Below are 16,899 nucleotides of genomic sequence, written 5' to 3'. Positions count from 1 at the left end.
TTATCAAAGCATTAAAATTCCACTGACAGAAATATCATCTTGGCTTCCATTTTTAGACATTACAGGCAGAAAAGAATCCAAATCCTTATGTGCTTCTTGAAAACTTTTCTCTTGGAATGTCCGAATAACCTCCTTATAAAAGCCATACAAATCCTCATCATTAGCAAAACAATCATCCACTCCATCAGTTCCCACAAATAGGGCAGTAGGGAAGTTGTCCGTATGGAAGCAATGACGAAAATTCTCTAAAGGACGCTCATCACACAAAGATGTTGTTACGTTCAGAAAACATTTCTCATCCCATGCAATAGGTTGCTCAAAGTGTCCATCTGGATATTGTGCCACACATTTTCCATCTCCAATATGTAAGCCAAACCAAAAATGCTCTGGATATACAACAACTGCTATAAGTGTAGCTCCATAGGCTTTCACAAAATAAGAATCTGGATTGTTTTCATAACGTAGCCTTCCTTTCTCACTCATCAAGTTCTTTTCTTTTTCTGTGAAAGGATGCTTTTGATAATCTTTCAAGATTGCTTGACGCCAGTTATAAACAATGTTCATCTCCAATTGATGCAGGTACTTATCTGGATTAAAAGACTTTGAATCCATATTTTTCATCATAGACATGAAACGGGTAATGGATTTTTTTGTTGCAATGACAGCTTGCTTTGCTCCTTTGTCGCTCCGAAAATAATCATTGCTTCCATGCCCATCACTGACAATTGCCATCGCATAAGCTCCCTTATTTTTGTAGCAAGCAAAGGCAGCATCTTGACAAACCTTCTTTTGCTTTTTATGGGAAGCTCCTTTATGACAAGAAGAAAAAGATGCTATTTTCTGTTCAATCAAATTCATCTAAATCCGTATCTTCTATATTTTGTGTGTCCACATAATTTTTGACTTGGCTAATTACCTTATCTTGTTTGCTGGCATCTTCCACACCATTGCTTTTGCTGCTGACTTGGGAAGAGGTTACGCTTACAAATTTAATAATTGCTTTTAATGCGGAACGATTATGTACCTCAATAACTGCTTCACTATTACCTGTAAATTCTGTTAAAACGTTCTTGTCTGCATCATTTCCAATGGCTATGGCTATCTTAATAGCGTGTTTGAACCAATTGTTTTTCTTGATATTATCCAATCCTCTTTTGTAATCATCCGTTGGTTCTCCATCTGAAAGCAAGATAATGACTGGAGCGAAAGAACCTGCCGCTTCTTGCAAGAACTGTGATTTGGATAACTTTTCATTTAACTTATCCAAAGCCAATCCTAAACTGGTTAATCCTCCTATCTGTAAATCTGTCCACTGAAAATCTGAGGATTCCACTGGTTGAGGATAAAGCCAATGGGCATCTGTATCAAATTGCAATGCAGCTATTTTAATGGAAGCATCAGGATTCCCATCTGACAAATCTCTTAAATCTGGAACTGTTTCTCTAATTGCATCATTTACAGAACCAATCTTGTCTCCTGCCATACTTCCAGAAGTGTCCACAACAAAAAACAGAACCATTGTCCTTCTGGCTATCTTTACTCTTTCTGTATTCATCTCTATAACTATTTAAATCATATTATTATAGCATCTGTACCATTACCAAATGAAATCTTATTGCCAACCAATAAAGGAGCAACTTCATTAGGTGCTATGGAACGTGTATTTCCACTTTTTGTTGTAAGCATCCATACATCTTCTGTCAGATTTCTCAAACCAAATATGCCTGCTGTTTTCTTACTTTCCACGACAATTCCTGTACAAGTCCCCAATAAGGCTTTGTTTTGGTTTGTGATATACTGATAGATTTTCGTATCCTTGCAAACAGCCACTTTATAATTTCTGGATTGTATAATAGGTGGACGTTGGATAGTATGTTTACAATCATCACAAACAAAAGAAGGATTCTCCATATCAGCAAAAATCTCACTATTGCAAGTAGGACAAGTTATCAACTCATGCCTCATCCGTAGCAAGACCTTTTCCAACCATTCTTTTTCCGTAATACGATAATTGGCATTCATCAAGGCTTTCTGGCTAAACTGGTCTATAAATATATCCTGAACATATTTAGGAAATTGAGACCATAGATTGATTACATTTACATGAATACCAGCAACAGGACGATTAGTTGTATTTTGAGGGTCATATATAAAGACTGGATTTGAACCATAAAATTTCTTCTCATGCTTCTCTGTCATACATGGACAATTTGCAATCTGTTCACCCTCTAAAGGATGGTTATTGAAAAACAACAAGAAAAGAATGACAGCCAAAGAAAAACGGTCTGATTGAGCATCTGGCAACTTTTCTCCTCTCACAATTTCTGGAGCCATATACCTGCACTTTCCTAAAATTCCTGTACTTTTTCCAGAAGGAGCCACATTGTCATTATCACATATCAAAACATCCCCATCTTCAGGGTTGATGAAGAAATTCCCATCATTCAAATCTTGGTAGCTATATCCTTTGTTATGCAATTTACGGAAGCCCACACAAATTTTTATAGCAGCGTCAATCATTGCAGCAACCGTTTTAAAGTGGACTTTGGCAAGTAGGAAATCTCCAAAATCCTTATATACAGGATTCCGCAATTCCATCAGATAGCCAAAACAACCATCCTCATCTTTCTCTGTCAAAAATAATGGCCATAAAAAGGCTGAGGATGGTGCTCCATTCTCTATATTATGCTTCAAATTCTCATAAAACTCTGGCTTTTCCGCTTTATGATACCATTTCAATGCGTATTCTTTATTATTGTACCGCACTTTATAAACCGTACCTTGTCCACCACTTCCCAATTCTTCAAGAATGGTGATTTCACCTCCTGTGGCTATTTTGATTTTACTATTTTGTTTTAGCATAATATTTTATACGAATATATTGATTTAAAAATCATTCTTTATCTGTTCACAAGTAAGTATTTTAGATTTCAATAAAGTGAGTTGTTCCAGAGTACATTGCTTCTCAAACAACTCATCTATCTTATTTAAAGCAATTATTCTTTCACACTCTGACTGTAGAATAATATATTTAATCTCTGACAATGGTACTTTTAAAGAATGTTCTTTCATATTCTGGTGGTAATGATCCAAATCAATACCTTTACGGACATCTATACATTGTTGTGTTTCAGATAAACTTTCAGGAGTATAACGCCATTCTCTTTCATCATAATAGAGATAATCATCTATTATTTGTTCACATCCTTTGCGTTTCCAATTCCAACCTTTATAAGGTTTAATTCTTGTAAGAAAGAATAACCATCTGGATTTATTTTTCTTGCTCTCATTTAAATCATCTTTTACAACATCATATATGTTAGGTATAACTTTTCTTGTAACATAAAGAACTGGTTGTATATTTTCTTCTGTTACAGCCCATTCCATAGATACACCAATTCCATAATTTCCATAATAATTAATATGCTTTCCTATTTGAGAAAGAGGAATATTACAAAAACTGACCATTGGAATTGCGAATTGTGGCTTTCCTTCCCCTTTCCATCCTGTCTCTTTGCTATATTTAGGCCAAAACCCCTCTTCCAATATCTTAAATAAGACATCTATATTATCTGTAAAATGAAATAAAGTATTTGTACTTAATGTCATATCTTTCTAAGTTCCTTCCCTTGCTCTCTCCCTGAGAATTAAATAATAAAAAAGGTGTGAGAGCTATATTGTTTTTATCTTAAAGTCAGGCTTCTCGCATTGCCCACAGAGTAGATAAAACAATAGCTATCCCACACCTCTGGATATATCTTTTTCCTTTAGATTTTGATATACCAATGATGTGGGTGCTATTGAATTACCTTCACTCTGTTTCAAATTTTGCGAGAATTTGACTTTAGAAGATAATCTCAATAACACCTTTCGTTTTTCGTTAATGTCCTCCCTCAGTGGTTCAACGCCATGAACTTGAGAGATTACGATACAAAGTTACGAAAAATGTTTTTTATTCAGCCAAATAAATGAATGAAAAATTTTATCTTCCCTTCAACTTTTCCCTTATCCATAAGATAAAGAGGAAGCAACCAATCAAAAAGAAGAATATCAGAGCCACAAATGGATACAATTCAGGCTTCATTAATAACATAAGGAACACAAACATAAGTATAAAGACTATTACATTAATCATAACAACCTCCCTTCATCCAAATAAGAATAATATCCGCAATCACTTATGATGATATGGTCTAACAACCGTATATCAAACAACTTAGCTGCATCCCTTAACCTTTCTGTCAAAACATCATCCAGTTTGCTTGGCTGTAAGTTTCCAGATGGATGATTATGAGTTAGGATGATTCCAGAAGCATTTCCTAAGATAGCAGCTTGCATGATGATTCTTATGTCAGCGCAAGTAGAATCTATTCCACCTTCTGAAATAGGTACAACACCCAATACTTTTTGTCCCCTGTTTAACAGTAGAATTTTCAGATATTCCCTGTATTGGATGGTTTCTGAATCATATATGTGCTTAATTAGAAATTGATAAGCATCCAATGATGAGGCAATACAAGCTCTTTCAGAACTCTTTACTTTTGTGCTATAAGTCAATTTGACTTCACATACTTTATACATTCCTTCCATATAGCAATTGTTTTATTAGTTAATAAATTATGAATTAAAGATTTACAAGAGGGAAAAGAATGTTTTTCCTGTGAATAAAAACAGCCAGCCAGTTCAACATCAGATACAAAATTCATTCTGCTATAAATATTCCTTTTTGGGCAAAATGAAGGTATCTTAGTTGAAACTTGGTTGGCTTATCCAGAGGTGTAAACAATCCTTTTTTTCTTATCACTATCGGGAGGGTGATTTGAATAGGTGAACTCAAGAGTGCAACAGATACACTATTTTTTCATAAAGAAGATTTTTCTGGCTTTATCCTATAATAGAGGATGTATATATAATAATGTATAGGGAGGGGGGAAAAGTAAAAATTAAAAATATGCTTCTTTGCCTTATCCCCAGTTCTTCCATCATTTACTTTTTAGTCTTCTAAATTTTTGCTATCTTTGTATATCTCAAAAAGATAAGCTGTTATATTCCTCAGATTTTTATTCCTATTTACAGGGACAATCTTTAGTTGCATATATAATACGGAAAACCAGATTTGTCCTTCCAAAACCGATTCTTGTAATATGGTATTATATAAACCCTTGAACAAATTTTTCAATAACAGGCTGGAATGCAAAAAGATATTGCACATAAACAACTCCCAGTATCGAAAACTGATGGAACTGGAGCTTCTCATTCCAATTAATAAAGAAGATGATAAACTAAAATCCAGAAAAGTAGAAGGCTAATTTTCACCTGTTGGTAAAGGCTAAAAGTAACATGGTTACTAAAACCTAATACGGGCTTTTACTAAAACCTAATTTCTGGATTCAGCCTCCTCTGGAGAGTTGCTAAATCTCAGTTTCCCAGATTATTTGTAATTAAATCTCATTGAACATATCTAATATGAATTACAGAAATTTAGACAAGAATCGATTTCTAAAACTTACTCCAAATCAGGCTTTTATTGCAGCTTGTTTGGCTTTCAAATCAGATTTTCAAACAGGAGAATCCCATATCCATCAAAATACATTGGCACAATTCTGCCATTGCTCTATTAGTAAAGTACAAGATGCCATTACTGTCTTTAAAGAAATTGGTTTCATTAGAGCTATCAAAGTTCATCAATTTAAGACCGAAAAAGGAGAACCAAGAAGAGAGAATATATATCAATTACATATTCCAGAAGTGAATTACTTTACAATATGTAAAGGTTTACTGGAGAAGGATATACCTTCTAATGTGATAGGCTATGTTTTGATTCTTAAATGTTTATGCTTGAATGGAACAAATGTTTGCTATTATAATTTAAAGAAGATAGCCAATGAAACAACTATTGGTTATTCCACACTTAAAGGTAAAAACGGATTGCACCAAAAGGCTATCAACTATGGATTGATTCAATCAGATAAGGAGAAGCACACTATTATAGATACTAACATTTTATCAGGTAAAGGTTTGAATATTCCTGATTTAGAAAATAATAAATATGCAATAGAGAGAGTATATATAGAGCAATACAAAATCATCCAATCCTGTTGTTTGAAGCATCATATAAATCCGCCAAAGTATGATAAAGAGCTGATGAGGCTAATTACTAGTAGCTATGTGGATTATGATTTGGAAAAGGCTTTAAACCAAAGGCTTCCGAAAGTTTCAGAAGAGAGGATAGAGAGGTTGAGTTATGTTGTTAAATTGTTGAATATCAATCCTATCAACTCTAATACAGAAAAGAAGGAGTATAAGTTTGTGATGTAATTGAATATAGCCTAATTTAATACTGCCACTGTTTCTATTTTTTAAGGAATTTAGGTGCATACAACTTGTAACCTTTCTTGAATAAGCCTTTCTGTTTGACAGTTCTTCTGGGAGATGTTTCAAAATAGTCCTTAATATCCGTTGCTTTGGCATCCTTTTGTATGCCCAATTCAGCATATACCTTATTGAGAGTTGTGGTTATATCTTCTTCAGAATAAGAGAATCCACATCTAAATAGCTTACAGACAGCATCAATTACAGGAAAGCTAAGGCACTCTTCCTTTACTTTTTTCTTGATAAGAGCCAAAGTCAGCTGTTGTTTATTATATTTTTTCTGGATAATGAAGTCTTTATCAAAATATTGACATACTTCCACTATGAACTCATCCAACCTCTGCAATTCTTCCAACAAGTTTCTTTGTTCTTCTGTTTCAATGCCTTTATCCAGATTAGCAGCAAAGAACTTATCCACAATTTCTTTCCTTTGCATCCTATTATTAGCCACTGGCATCTGAATCTTCTCTTTAGTAGGTGCATATTGGTTATTGTACTGTTCCTCAATTTCAAAAAACTCCTCATCCATAGAATAAGAGAGGACAAAGTTTTCCCAGTTTTGGTATCTGGATTTGGTTGCTTCCGCATCCAATAGGTTTTCAGTCTTAAAGAAATTAAATGAATTATCCTCTTCCAAATATTTATGTATTTCCACCCTTTCAAGTGCCTCTTTCATGACTTGTTTCACTCCTTCTTCCGTAGCTGAATTATAGAATGTTTCCAACTGGATATAAGCCTTATGCTGTTCACGTAGCCAAGTTTTCAACTCTTCAGGGGATTTATATTGGATTTTGCTGTCAAGTCCTGCAATATGGGTAAACGAAGAAATCCCATTCCGGAAACGGCCTGCTATTTGTCTGGATTCCAGTATAGGGTCTATTAGTGTTTGAGGTGCTTTTATGGCATCTGAAATTACCACCACATGAGGCTTATCTTTTGTAATAATATCCACTGCCGAAAAATAACGGCTTGTATAGAAATTGTACTGACCCAATTGTTCAATGGGTGGATTTATATTTAGGAATCCTTTATTAGTTAATTTATTAATGCTCCTTTCTGCACAATAAGTGTGAGAAACTTCCTTTATATCCAACGCATTTATTAGTGCCATTATCAGGTCTATTGAATTGATAAAGAAGCAAACCTTTTCTTCTTTATTAGATAGAGAATCCAAAAATGACTTAACATCCTGCAAGATATTGTTACTGGAATAGAGATTCACTTTCAGGGAATAATCCCATTTCGGCTGGATTATTATATGCCTGAATCCAAACTTCTGGAATACAGGATAGTTAGCAAAGTTGGTAATGGTAGCTGAAATAAGCGACCTCTCTTTGAATTTCCAGAAATCCTCTATAGGCAAAGTGATAGTTCCCCTGTAATTTACATCACTTGTCAGTTTATGGCATTCGTCAAAAAGCAGGAAAAAGCTCCCGAACAAGTCCAACGAACATAAGGAGAAAGCCTTCCGAACCTTACTATAACTTTCGGGAGTAGTCATTATCTTTTTGTAAGGAATAGCTTTATTTTGTATATAACTAATTATTTGACTGGCTGTTACCCCTTCAGTTACCCCTAAAAGATTGACATGTTTTTTTACCTTTCCTTCTATTACAGGTGTATTTGGCTCAATAATGATGGAATTTCGTGGGCATTTAATCTCTAAAGTTGTTGCACCAATGCCTGTAACCTTCTTATAAATGATGGCATTTACAGGAATAGTGCCTGTAAGATACTTATTTTCATGCTCTATATAGATAAATTCCTCTTTCATGGTAAAACAAGGACAAAATTCATTTCTGCATTAATTGTAAAAATGAATCTTGTCCTTTGCGAAAGGTTAAAAGTGAATCAATCTTTAAAATCCTCTTCTTTAAAATCCTCTTCAATGAAATCTTCCGGATAAAGTTCCATAAATCCCTCATCATTTGAAATATATGTACCTTCATCAGGCAATTCACCAGCCAAATATTGTTCGATATATTCAGCCTCAGCCTCCTGCTTTTGTAACTCTTCTTCCATAAGAGCTTCTGTTATAGCTGATTCTTTATAAAAATTATCCCAATTATCCTCATTAAACCATTCCACTTTATAAGTATGTGTATCAGAATCAAGACTAATACGATGCACAATAATTTGTTTGCCAATCAGTTGGTGAAGGTCTGTATTTCCATATTCCTCTTTAGAATTGTTATTAAACAACGACCATACTTTTAACTGATAAACTCTAAACCAAAAATCATTGTCTTCCAATTTTTTATTATGATTACCATCAAAAATCTCCTGAAGTTCTTCTTCTGTCAAATCACTTAGATTCCTAAGAGACATTTTTTCTTTATACAAGACATAAGCAATATCAGCCATTCTGGGTTGTCCTTTAAATGGAATTTGCTTCCTTTGTATATCTAAAATAAAGTAAGTACCTTTTTTGGGTATAAGATACCGACTATCAACAGGTAACTTGCCCATTTGAAACAACTCTTTCAAGATAGGGGAACTTACTTTGATGGCATACTCTTGCTTATTATAATAGGCTTCCACTTCCTCGTCTGTTTCCACAATATGCAAAGTACGATTTTTATCTAATACTTTGATATACTGAGCTTTTGTTAAATTTGCCATAATTATATCTCATTTAAATAATTGCTTTAGTAGATTCTTTTTAGAATTTATGATAACATTTAGTTTATCATTTTCTTCTTTCAATCTTTGCAATTCATTTCCTTGTTCATTCTTTTCATTGCTTACATCAGAAAGAATTGTTTTCAATTTTTCGTTTTCTTTCAACAAAGATGTCATTTCATCCTTAAGTGCATTATATTGTTTGATTACATTTTTTTGTTCTTGAAATAATTGTTCTTTCTCCTTTTTGATTAAAACATTATCATTCTGATACTTATCTATTTTCCTATTCAGAGATTCAGTATAAGAGTAAAGCTCATTTTTCTCTTTCTGTAAAGATTCACTTTTACTTAAGAGATTATCCCTTTCTTCTATAAGTTTTTCTTTTTTTGCATTATAGCTATCTTGTTCCTTTCGAAGCTGAATGACTTCCTGATACAAATTATATGCTTCTGTTGTTCCAAATGAACTTATTCTATCATCCTTTGCTAAGTGATATTCTTCCCAACTTCCATATTCATTCAATTTTTCAAGTAATGGAATCAATTCTTCTTTGATAAACTCATACCAATATTTCATAGAGTTGTAGGTGTAATACGTATCTCTTTTAATATCATGTATTTGAACCTTCCTGCCAAAGAAATTGGTACATCCATTATCTTCATCTATATATATGACCTCAAAATTTCCGACCTTTAACGGCATTGGATTCCCTTCCTTATTTATTATAGTATATTGAAACCAATCCGTAATATTACGTGGTCCTATAAATCTATGACGCCATTCAGCCTTTAAAATATATTCTAATGATGGTATATTAACAATCTCAGACAAATACCTCTTTTTTACATACATACCACTCTTTAATATGCCTAAAAAGTGATTGTATTCAGGAAACTCTTCTATTTCACCCATGATTGTTGTTTTTAGTTTCTGCAATATTACGCATTTTCTTCTAAGGTACAAAAGATTTTCTAAAGAAAAATAATCCCATCCCCAGAAAGGAGAGGGGATTATTCTGGATTAAAGCAGATTTTTCATAGCATCCTCCATCTGGTCACTGCCAAAGCTATCCAGATAGATTTGAGTTACTCTTTCAGAACTATGCCCTAAGGCTTCACTAATTAGAGAAGTACTTACGCCTGAACGCTTTAATACTGTTGCAAAACTATGTCGTGCAACATAGGTTGTAAGGTCTATGGAAATATTCAATTCTTCTCCTATTTGTTTTAAAGCTCTATTTACCTTAGATATGATTTTGTGAATACGATTAACTTTTTGCTGTTCTGTTCTATGGAAATTAGAAAGAATAGGAAATAGATAAGGATTTTCTGCTGTTCCATATTTATGAATCAAACTTTTAGCTTGTTCTTGCAATGGAATTTTTATTTGCTTTTGAGTTTTCTTTCTTACATAGACTAATCTATTTTCAAGTACATTGTCTTTAGTTAAACGAGCTATATCCCCAAAATTGATACCTGCAGTTAAATAAGAAAAGGTGAACAAATCTATGGCAAAGCATTCCATAGGAGTTTTTCCTTGATAGTTTAAAACAGCAAGTATCTCATCTTTATGGATTGAGCGTTTTGCTGTTGTTTGGCTTAATTTGGCAACCTTGAATGATTTAAAAGGATAATACTCTTCCTTTACTATCTTTTCTTCAATTGCATAGTTATAGATTACTCTTAAATGCCTGAATCTTGTCCCTAAAGTGTTGATAGCTAAACCTTGACTTAATAGCCAAGTTTCATACTTCCTGAGCCAAGCCACATCTATATCAGGGAAATAGATATTCAAATGCTTGTTGAACTTCAAAAGGGAGTGCATGGTACATTTATACATCTCAGCATAACGCAAGCGGTTGGTAGCTTCCAGTTCTTGAATATACTGAAGAAATACTTCTTGCACAGTTTTCACCTTAGAAGACTTATGCACCTTTTCAGCCAGTGTAGTTGCTGTGAAATCCTTCTCCATAGCTTTCAACTCCAAAACCTTATCCATATAAGCTTTTGTCTTTTCAGCTATTACCTTTTCTATATACTCTTTATTAGGACATTTGGGAGTAGGTTTGTTGGCTTTAAAGTCCCAATACTTAGGATGAATAGAAATACCCAGACTTTGATACTTCATTTTCCTGTCTTTACAAATACGAATCATCAAAGGAGATTCATTGTTTTTCAATACTTTACTCTTGTAACATACAACATTGATTGTAACACTCATGGTTTAAACACTGGTTTAAACATCGGTTTAAACAAAGTCTCAAAAACCACTATTATAATAATAAAAAAAGCAGCTATCGTTTAGATAACTGCTTCTTTATCAGAGCCGAAACCGGGACTCGAACCCGGGACCTACGCATTACGAATGCGTTGCTCTACCAACTGAGCCATTTCGGCATTCCCTTTCTTTTTTGACGCTGCAAAGGTACAAACTTTACTCGACATCCGAAAGTAATTTCGCCAAAAAATTATCTAAATCTTTGTCCAAATCTTTTAAAAGCGGGTCGTCCAGGCGGAGCATATCATCGTCTACAAACAGAAGTTCCTCTATGACAACAAAATCTTCGTCCGTCAAACTAATAGAAAGTGGCTTGGCAAACAAGGTATCTTCAAATTTATCTTGCGCGGCCAATGTCGAAAGTACCGGTTTCAAGGCGGCAGCTACCCGACGATTGAAGACTTCTTCCTCCTCGGCATTGTTGACCCAATCATAAATAATGGTCTTTTCTATCAACTTTTCCTCTTCGTCGTAAATCAGCAGTTCGCCCGTTTCCGGATCTGCTTGCACATAGATATCGCTGATAAAATGGCCGCTTCCCTCTGCGGTCATCTTTTGAATAGCCGACAAAAAAAGTGATTCCACCACCGACTGCACCTGTGTTGCATTTGTTTCCATACTCATTTTGTTTATAAAACGCTCCAAATATACGGAAAAATTCTCAATATTTGTACTCTATTTGCTCATTTAGTTTTTGGTCCGATTCGATTCTTGCCTTTAAGACATCCGCATAAACCTGCAGGAGGCGCACCTCTTTCGCGTCATTTCCCCCGGCTTGGCGGAACAAATCTCGCGCTTTCTCTGCCCATTCCCGCGCTTTCGGAAGATTATTCTGCATCTCGCACGCCAAGGCCAAATTGGAAGCCAGCTCGGCGCGTGCTTTTTCCGATGTATTCGAACGATAGAGGGCAGACCAAAGTTGCGCAGCCTGCTCCCAGCGATTGGCTGAAGCATACGCTGCCGCCTCCTTCCAGCGAGAATTGGAACTGCTGAAATACCAGCGGGTTTCCTCACTCCAATGCGGAACAAAATAGGATGCCACTTGCCTTCCTAAATAATCTCCTGCCAAGCGTAACGCATCGTTGGCGTTCGGAAGGTAGAAGTCTAAAATCTCCAGTGATTCAGCCGCTTGATGCACTTCGACGGAATCTTTAACCAGCACCGTGGCCAAGGGTTTTTCCTGCGTAGGCAAATAGGCTCGCAAGATGCCATTCATGTGTATCTTGATGGTTCCATCCACGAAGCCAGCCCCTAAACCCGTCACTTCGCGGTCCATAGAAAATAACATCTTGTCCAACGAAATGACGGCATCCGCGCCGTTTGCCTCGCAAAGGGCAATGACCTGTGGCTGAGTTAGTCGCGAATCTTTTACAAAAAGTAACGAGGAATCGCGGACAGACTCGTGAAAAAGTAGGACATCGTCGAAGTAATCGGCATCCAAAATAGCCAACCCGCACGACGTACATACATCGAACAACGCGCTATCTGCCTGGACACGAGCCGTATCCTGCACAACTCCCATCAGTCTGTACGTATATCCGCTCTTCTCCGGCTGTGGCGCGGCATTATTCACCATCAGCACCTTACGCACCTCCCGCGGGAAAGTGACCTCGCCCGGGTTACGCGTCTCAATACCCATATACTGGATGCCGCCACAGGCTGTCAGCCACAACGACAACCCCGCCCACATTATATGCTTCAATTGCTGTATCACCTGCATTACCTTTCTCCTGTCTTGTGTTTGGACAAAGATACGAAAAAATCGCTCTTTATGCGCGTTTGCTTAACGAATAAAATTCGTATTAGTCCGTGCTTCGAAGGCCGGAGGCTGAATACCCGCCTCTTTTCCAGCAGCCAAACATTTTAAAAGCCAAGTCATGTTGCGTGCCAAGATGCGCATTGTCTGCAAACCTTCGATATCTTGCGCCACTTCTGCGGGCGTATTCCCATGCACCGTATTCCAATAGTTGGAAGAAACCACCGGCATGTTGCTAATCGTAAAATACTTGTTCAACTGGTCGAAGGTAGTAGACGAACCACCTCTTCGGCAACTGGCAATCGCGGCCGCCGGTTTATGAGCAAACAAGGCCGCACGACCATAAAATGCACGATCCATAAACGACGTCAATGCGCCCGTAGCCGACGCAAAATGGACCGGCGAACCAAACACGAAACCATCCGCCTCCGGTACCTTTTCCAAAAAGAGATTCACGGAATCATTCATACAACAACGCCCGCTTGCCAAGCATTGGTTGCAACCCATACATCCCGAAATCGGGCGAATGCCAATCCAAAATATTTCCGTTTCGACACCTTGCGCATTCAATTCATGCTCAATCTCTTGAAGAGCTGTATATGTGCATCCATTCGCGTGTGGACTTCCATTGACTAAGATAACTTTCATAATCTATTCTTTTTTTAAAATAGCAGACCTATATATACAACGAAAGCGAGAAAAGGACCACCTTTTCCCGCTTCTTTTCTGAGCCTCTTGTCGGATTCGAACCAACGACCCCGAGATTACAAATCACGTGCTCTGGCCAACTGAGCTAAAGAGGCAAGTGGGTAAGCTTACTACATCGCGCCGCTACAACCAAGTACCCTTGCTGCGGTCAAGCCCTGGGGGATTCCGAGGGAGCTTGCCGTGTAGGACTTACCCGAGTGCAAAGGTAGGCATTTTTCCCAAATTTGCAAGCGCTTTTTCAAAATATTTTTCAAATAACACAATAAACCTCAGAGAAAGAGAAACTTCTCGAAATGCCTTTCGCCGCTTCTCTCTCCTGTTCCGTTCGTTTTATATCACTTGTTTAAACGCGCTTCCCAAGCAATCGACGATATCTCCCGAAATCATTCCCCACTCGCTCCAATGCTTGGCGGCAATATCACCTGCTGTCGCATGCAAGAAAACGCCCACCACGGCCGCCGTTTCCGGGTCATACCCTTGTGCGAGCAACCCGAGGATGATACCCGTCAAGACATCGCCGCTCCCTGCTGTAGCCATACCCGGATTTCCGCCTACATTTACATATACATTACCTTCCATCGTGCAAATGGCCGTATAGGCATCTTTCAGCACCACACACACGCTATGTTCTTTGGCATATTGACGGGCGCGTTGCAAACGTTCGTACGCCGAAAAGCTTGCTCCAGCCAATCGGTCGAATTCCTTCGGATGAGGCGTCAAGATACTCCGCTCGGGAACCTTCTCCAATAAGTCCGGATTGGCTGCTATCAAATTAAGTGCATCCGCATCCAACACGACCGGCTCGGCTATCGAAGCCAGCAACTCATCCAAAGCCACCGCCGTCTCTATCTGTTGCCCTAATCCCGGACCGATGCCTACCGCTGCATACCCCGTGACATCCGGCGCTTGCGTAAAGACATCGTCGTGCGTGTCGGCCTCGACCATAGCTTCGGGCAACGCGATCTGAAGAATCTCTTCGCCACACTTCGGCACATGAACCGTCAGCAAACCGGCTCCGCTCCGCAAACAAGCCTTGGCTGCCAACTGGGCAGCCCCCATCTTTCCCCGGCTTCCTGCCACCAACAGCGCATGACCATAAGTCCCCTTGTGCGTGAACCGCTTACGAGGTACAAAGACCCCCGTGATGTCTTCTTCTGTCAACAGGAAATAAGACGCAGGCGTATCGGCTATGGCTTGCGGATGCATATTGAGCGGAAGGATTTTCCATTCGCCCACATACTTCTCGTTTTCGGGCATAAAAAATGACAACTTCGGAAAATTGAACGTATACGTCTGCTTAGCTTGGATAATACACGTGGGGTCGTTCTCCCGATTGTCTTCGCCAAACAGTCCCGAAGGTATATCTACCGCCACGACCTCGGCCGGAGAAGCATTGATGTATTTCACCAATCCCACGAATCCTCCCTCCAACGGGCGGTTCAATCCCGAGCCAAACAAACCGTCGATTACCACATCGCGCGACGTCAGAATAGGAGGCGCAAAGTTGCTCCCCCCGCGTATTTCCGTAAACTTGGCATTTTCAATGCTCAGCAATTGCCGTTTGTTTTCCGCGCATTCCGGACTCAAGCTGTCGGTAGGATTAAACAAATAGGTCTCCACCTTATAGGATTCATACAGCAACTGCCGCGCAATACCCAGCGCATCGGCCCCGTTGTTTCCCTGTCCGGCAAAAACAATCACCCGCCGAGCCTTCGAATATTGGCTTTTAAACTCGTTGACAAAAGCCGTCACAGCCTCTTCCACCAAAGCGATTGGCTCAATAGGCAGATTCTGAATAGTATACTTGTCTATCTCTTTTACCTTTTCCGTTGCAAATATCTTAATCATATTTCTTTTGCTTTTATATTGTGGGCAAATTTACGGATTATAAAAAGCATTTCAAAAAAATAAGCAGAAGAAAGTCGAATTACCATAGATTTTCAACCTCTTCTGAGCTTAAACCGATGTATCAAACATTTGCCTTTGTAAACAAACCACCCGATCCTATGTACTAAATCTTCCATCCTTGCCCGTTATTTTAGATGATTACGCTGCGAAAATCGCATTTAGTTCCAATCTTTCGCCCTTTCATGCCTATAGAAAACGAAATTTATAGGCATAACTTTTACCGAACATAACGACAATTCCTACACGCATCGACGATGTTTGTACAAATATCGTCGATATTTATATATCTTTAGACTAAAGATACAAAAACATCGACGATACGCGAAGAAAAGACAGGCGGATTAGAAAGTTTACTTCGGCATATTTCAAAGTTTTCCTCCCTCTTATTTCGCTTTTAATCCTTATCTTTGCCCTCAGACTAAAATGAAAAGAAAGATGAAATTTATTGGAATTATACCTGCTCGCTACGCCTCAACGCGTTTTCCGGGGAAACCTTTAGCTGACATGGCAGGCAAACCTATGATTCAACGAGTTTATGAACAAGTGGTTGGCTCGGTAGATAAAGTATGTGTGGCAACAGACGACGAACGGATCGAGGCGGCTGTCCGCGCCTTTGGCGGAAATGTGGTCATGACTTCCGACCGGCATCGGAGCGGCACCGACCGCTGTTTCGAAGCGTATCAAAAGGTGGGAGAAGGTTTTGATATCGTAATCAATATCCAAGGCGATGAACCTTTCATCCATCCCGAACAGATTGAAACAATCAAAGCTTGCTTTACGGACGATACCGTGCAGATCGCTACTTTGGTAAAGCCCTTCGCCCCAAATGCCGATTTCGAACAGGATTTGTTCAATCCTAATTCGCCCAAAGTAGTAGTCAACCGGAAAGGCGAAGCGATGTATTTTAGTCGCTCGATAATCCCCTATGTCCGAGGCAAACAATACACAGAATGGCTTGCGAACCAAACGTTCTATAAGCACATTGGTATGTATGCCTATCGTGCAGACGTATTGGCCGAGATAACCACTTTACCCCAATCCCCACTCGAATTAGCCGAAAGCTTGGAGCAACTCAGATGGTTGGAAAATGGATACAAAATAAAAGTGGGCATTACCACGCAAGAAACCATTGGCATCGATACGCCGGAAGATTTAGCTAAAGCGGTCAAACGGCTGACAGTTGGCAATTAAGCAGAAAAATAATGGGAAGATTGACCTTTTGGCCCGTCTTCCCACATTCCTATCGTAAACAA

Annotated in this window: 15 protein-coding genes and 2 tRNA genes; 2 read left to right on the top strand and 15 right to left on the bottom strand. The window is 38.2% G+C overall.

Going from position 1 to position 16,899, the window contains the following annotated elements; genetic code table 11:
- Positions 1-3: 3 nt before the first annotated feature.
- The 5 genes from B5F77_RS09150 to B5F77_RS09130 form a co-directional block, all read right to left on the bottom strand.
- Complete coding sequence (locus B5F77_RS09150; RefSeq protein ID WP_087330031.1) at positions 4-858, bottom strand: PP2C family serine/threonine-protein phosphatase; 855 nt, start codon at positions 856-858, stop codon at positions 4-6.
- A complete protein-coding gene (locus B5F77_RS09145; RefSeq protein ID WP_087330029.1) occupies positions 845-1,555 on the bottom strand; it encodes a VWA domain-containing protein in 711 nt (236 codons plus the stop codon). The genes B5F77_RS09150 and B5F77_RS09145 overlap by 14 nt, the downstream gene beginning before the upstream one ends.
- A gap of 17 nt (positions 1,556-1,572) precedes the next feature.
- Positions 1,573-2,862, bottom strand: a complete 1,290-nt coding sequence (locus B5F77_RS09140; protein WP_087330027.1) for a serine/threonine-protein kinase — start codon at positions 2,860-2,862, stop codon at positions 1,573-1,575.
- Between the two features lie 24 nt (positions 2,863-2,886).
- A complete protein-coding gene (locus tag B5F77_RS09135) occupies positions 2,887-3,609 on the bottom strand; it encodes an abortive infection system antitoxin AbiGi family protein (protein ID WP_087330025.1) in 723 nt (240 codons plus the stop codon).
- A 522-nt stretch (positions 3,610-4,131) separates the two neighbouring features.
- Positions 4,132-4,590 (bottom strand): JAB domain-containing protein, encoded by a 459-nt coding sequence (locus tag B5F77_RS09130; RefSeq protein ID WP_087330023.1) that lies wholly within the window; start codon positions 4,588-4,590, stop codon positions 4,132-4,134.
- Positions 4,591-5,466: 876 nt separating this feature from the next.
- On the opposite strand from B5F77_RS09130, the gene B5F77_RS09125 reads away from it, so the two are divergent.
- Entirely contained in the window at positions 5,467-6,318 is an 852-nt protein-coding gene (locus B5F77_RS09125) for a hypothetical protein (protein WP_087330021.1), read from the top strand.
- Positions 6,319-6,352: 34 nt separating this feature from the next.
- Here the strand turns inward: B5F77_RS09125 and B5F77_RS09120 are convergent, their stop codons facing one another.
- The 10 genes from B5F77_RS09120 to B5F77_RS09075 form a co-directional block, all read right to left on the bottom strand.
- Positions 6,353-8,146, bottom strand: a complete 1,794-nt coding sequence (locus B5F77_RS09120) for a hypothetical protein (RefSeq protein WP_087330019.1) — start codon at positions 8,144-8,146, stop codon at positions 6,353-6,355.
- 77 nt (positions 8,147-8,223) lie between these two features.
- Positions 8,224-8,994, bottom strand: a complete 771-nt coding sequence (locus B5F77_RS09115; protein ID WP_087330017.1) for a hypothetical protein — start codon at positions 8,992-8,994, stop codon at positions 8,224-8,226.
- 9 nt (positions 8,995-9,003) lie between these two features.
- A complete protein-coding gene (locus B5F77_RS09110; protein ID WP_140392859.1) occupies positions 9,004-9,909 on the bottom strand; it encodes a hypothetical protein in 906 nt (301 codons plus the stop codon).
- A 108-nt stretch (positions 9,910-10,017) separates the two neighbouring features.
- Positions 10,018-11,217 carry a site-specific integrase gene (locus tag B5F77_RS09105; protein ID WP_087330013.1) on the bottom strand — a complete coding sequence of 400 codons (1,200 nt, stop codon included), beginning with the start codon at positions 11,215-11,217 and terminating at the stop codon, positions 10,018-10,020.
- Between the two features lie 103 nt (positions 11,218-11,320).
- Positions 11,321-11,393: transfer RNA gene (locus B5F77_RS09100), tRNA-Thr, on the bottom strand.
- A gap of 37 nt (positions 11,394-11,430) precedes the next feature.
- On the bottom strand, positions 11,431-11,892 hold the full coding sequence (locus tag B5F77_RS09095) for a hypothetical protein (protein WP_087330011.1): 462 nt from the start codon (positions 11,890-11,892) through the stop codon (positions 11,431-11,433).
- Positions 11,893-11,935: 43 nt separating this feature from the next.
- Entirely contained in the window at positions 11,936-12,988 is a 1,053-nt protein-coding gene (locus B5F77_RS09090) for a DUF6340 family protein (RefSeq protein ID WP_239446050.1), read from the bottom strand.
- A 69-nt stretch (positions 12,989-13,057) separates the two neighbouring features.
- A complete protein-coding gene (locus tag B5F77_RS09085; RefSeq protein WP_087330009.1) occupies positions 13,058-13,678 on the bottom strand; it encodes a flavodoxin family protein in 621 nt (206 codons plus the stop codon).
- 81 nt (positions 13,679-13,759) lie between these two features.
- Positions 13,760-13,833, bottom strand: a tRNA-Thr gene (locus B5F77_RS09080).
- Between the two features lie 235 nt (positions 13,834-14,068).
- Positions 14,069-15,586, bottom strand: a complete 1,518-nt coding sequence (locus B5F77_RS09075; protein ID WP_087330007.1) for an NAD(P)H-hydrate dehydratase — start codon at positions 15,584-15,586, stop codon at positions 14,069-14,071.
- 495 nt (positions 15,587-16,081) lie between these two features.
- On the opposite strand from B5F77_RS09075, the gene kdsB reads away from it, so the two are divergent.
- Positions 16,082-16,837, top strand: coding sequence for a 3-deoxy-manno-octulosonate cytidylyltransferase (kdsB, locus tag B5F77_RS09070; protein ID WP_087330005.1), 756 nt, complete (start codon positions 16,082-16,084; stop codon positions 16,835-16,837).
- Positions 16,838-16,899: the final 62 nt, after the last annotated feature.

This window comes from Parabacteroides sp. An277 (assembly GCF_002159645.1).
Lineage (GTDB): Bacteria > Bacteroidota > Bacteroidia > Bacteroidales > Tannerellaceae > Parabacteroides.
Note: the sequence above shows the minus strand (reverse complement) of the source record. Positions and strands in the feature narration are given on the sequence as shown.

Bases quoted from the DNA above. Each gene is read 5' to 3' on its own strand.
- B5F77_RS09150 (WP_087330031.1), bottom strand. From the start codon at position 858: ATGAATTTGATTGAACAGAAAATAGCATCTTTTTCTTCTTGTCATAAA.
- B5F77_RS09105 (WP_087330013.1), bottom strand. From the start codon at position 11,217: ATGAGTGTTACAATCAATGTTGTATGTTACAAGAGTAAAGTATTGAAA.
- B5F77_RS09115 (WP_087330017.1), bottom strand. From the start codon at position 8,994: ATGGCAAATTTAACAAAAGCTCAGTATATCAAAGTATTAGATAAAAAT.
- B5F77_RS09095 (WP_087330011.1), bottom strand. From the start codon at position 11,892: ATGGAAACAAATGCAACACAGGTGCAGTCGGTGGTGGAATCACTTTTT.
- B5F77_RS09130 (WP_087330023.1), bottom strand. From the start codon at position 4,590: ATGGAAGGAATGTATAAAGTATGTGAAGTCAAATTGACTTATAGCACA.
- B5F77_RS09125 (WP_087330021.1), top strand. From the start codon at position 5,467: ATGAATTACAGAAATTTAGACAAGAATCGATTTCTAAAACTTACTCCA.
- B5F77_RS09135 (WP_087330025.1), bottom strand. From the start codon at position 3,609: ATGACATTAAGTACAAATACTTTATTTCATTTTACAGATAATATAGAT.
- B5F77_RS09120 (WP_087330019.1), bottom strand. From the start codon at position 8,146: ATGAAAGAGGAATTTATCTATATAGAGCATGAAAATAAGTATCTTACA.
- kdsB (WP_087330005.1), top strand. From the start codon at position 16,082: ATGAAATTTATTGGAATTATACCTGCTCGCTACGCCTCAACGCGTTTT.
- B5F77_RS09085 (WP_087330009.1), bottom strand. From the start codon at position 13,678: ATGAAAGTTATCTTAGTCAATGGAAGTCCACACGCGAATGGATGCACA.
- B5F77_RS09110 (WP_140392859.1), bottom strand. From the start codon at position 9,909: ATGGGTGAAATAGAAGAGTTTCCTGAATACAATCACTTTTTAGGCATA.
- B5F77_RS09140 (WP_087330027.1), bottom strand. From the start codon at position 2,862: ATGCTAAAACAAAATAGTAAAATCAAAATAGCCACAGGAGGTGAAATC.
- B5F77_RS09075 (WP_087330007.1), bottom strand. From the start codon at position 15,586: ATGATTAAGATATTTGCAACGGAAAAGGTAAAAGAGATAGACAAGTAT.
- B5F77_RS09145 (WP_087330029.1), bottom strand. From the start codon at position 1,555: ATGAATACAGAAAGAGTAAAGATAGCCAGAAGGACAATGGTTCTGTTT.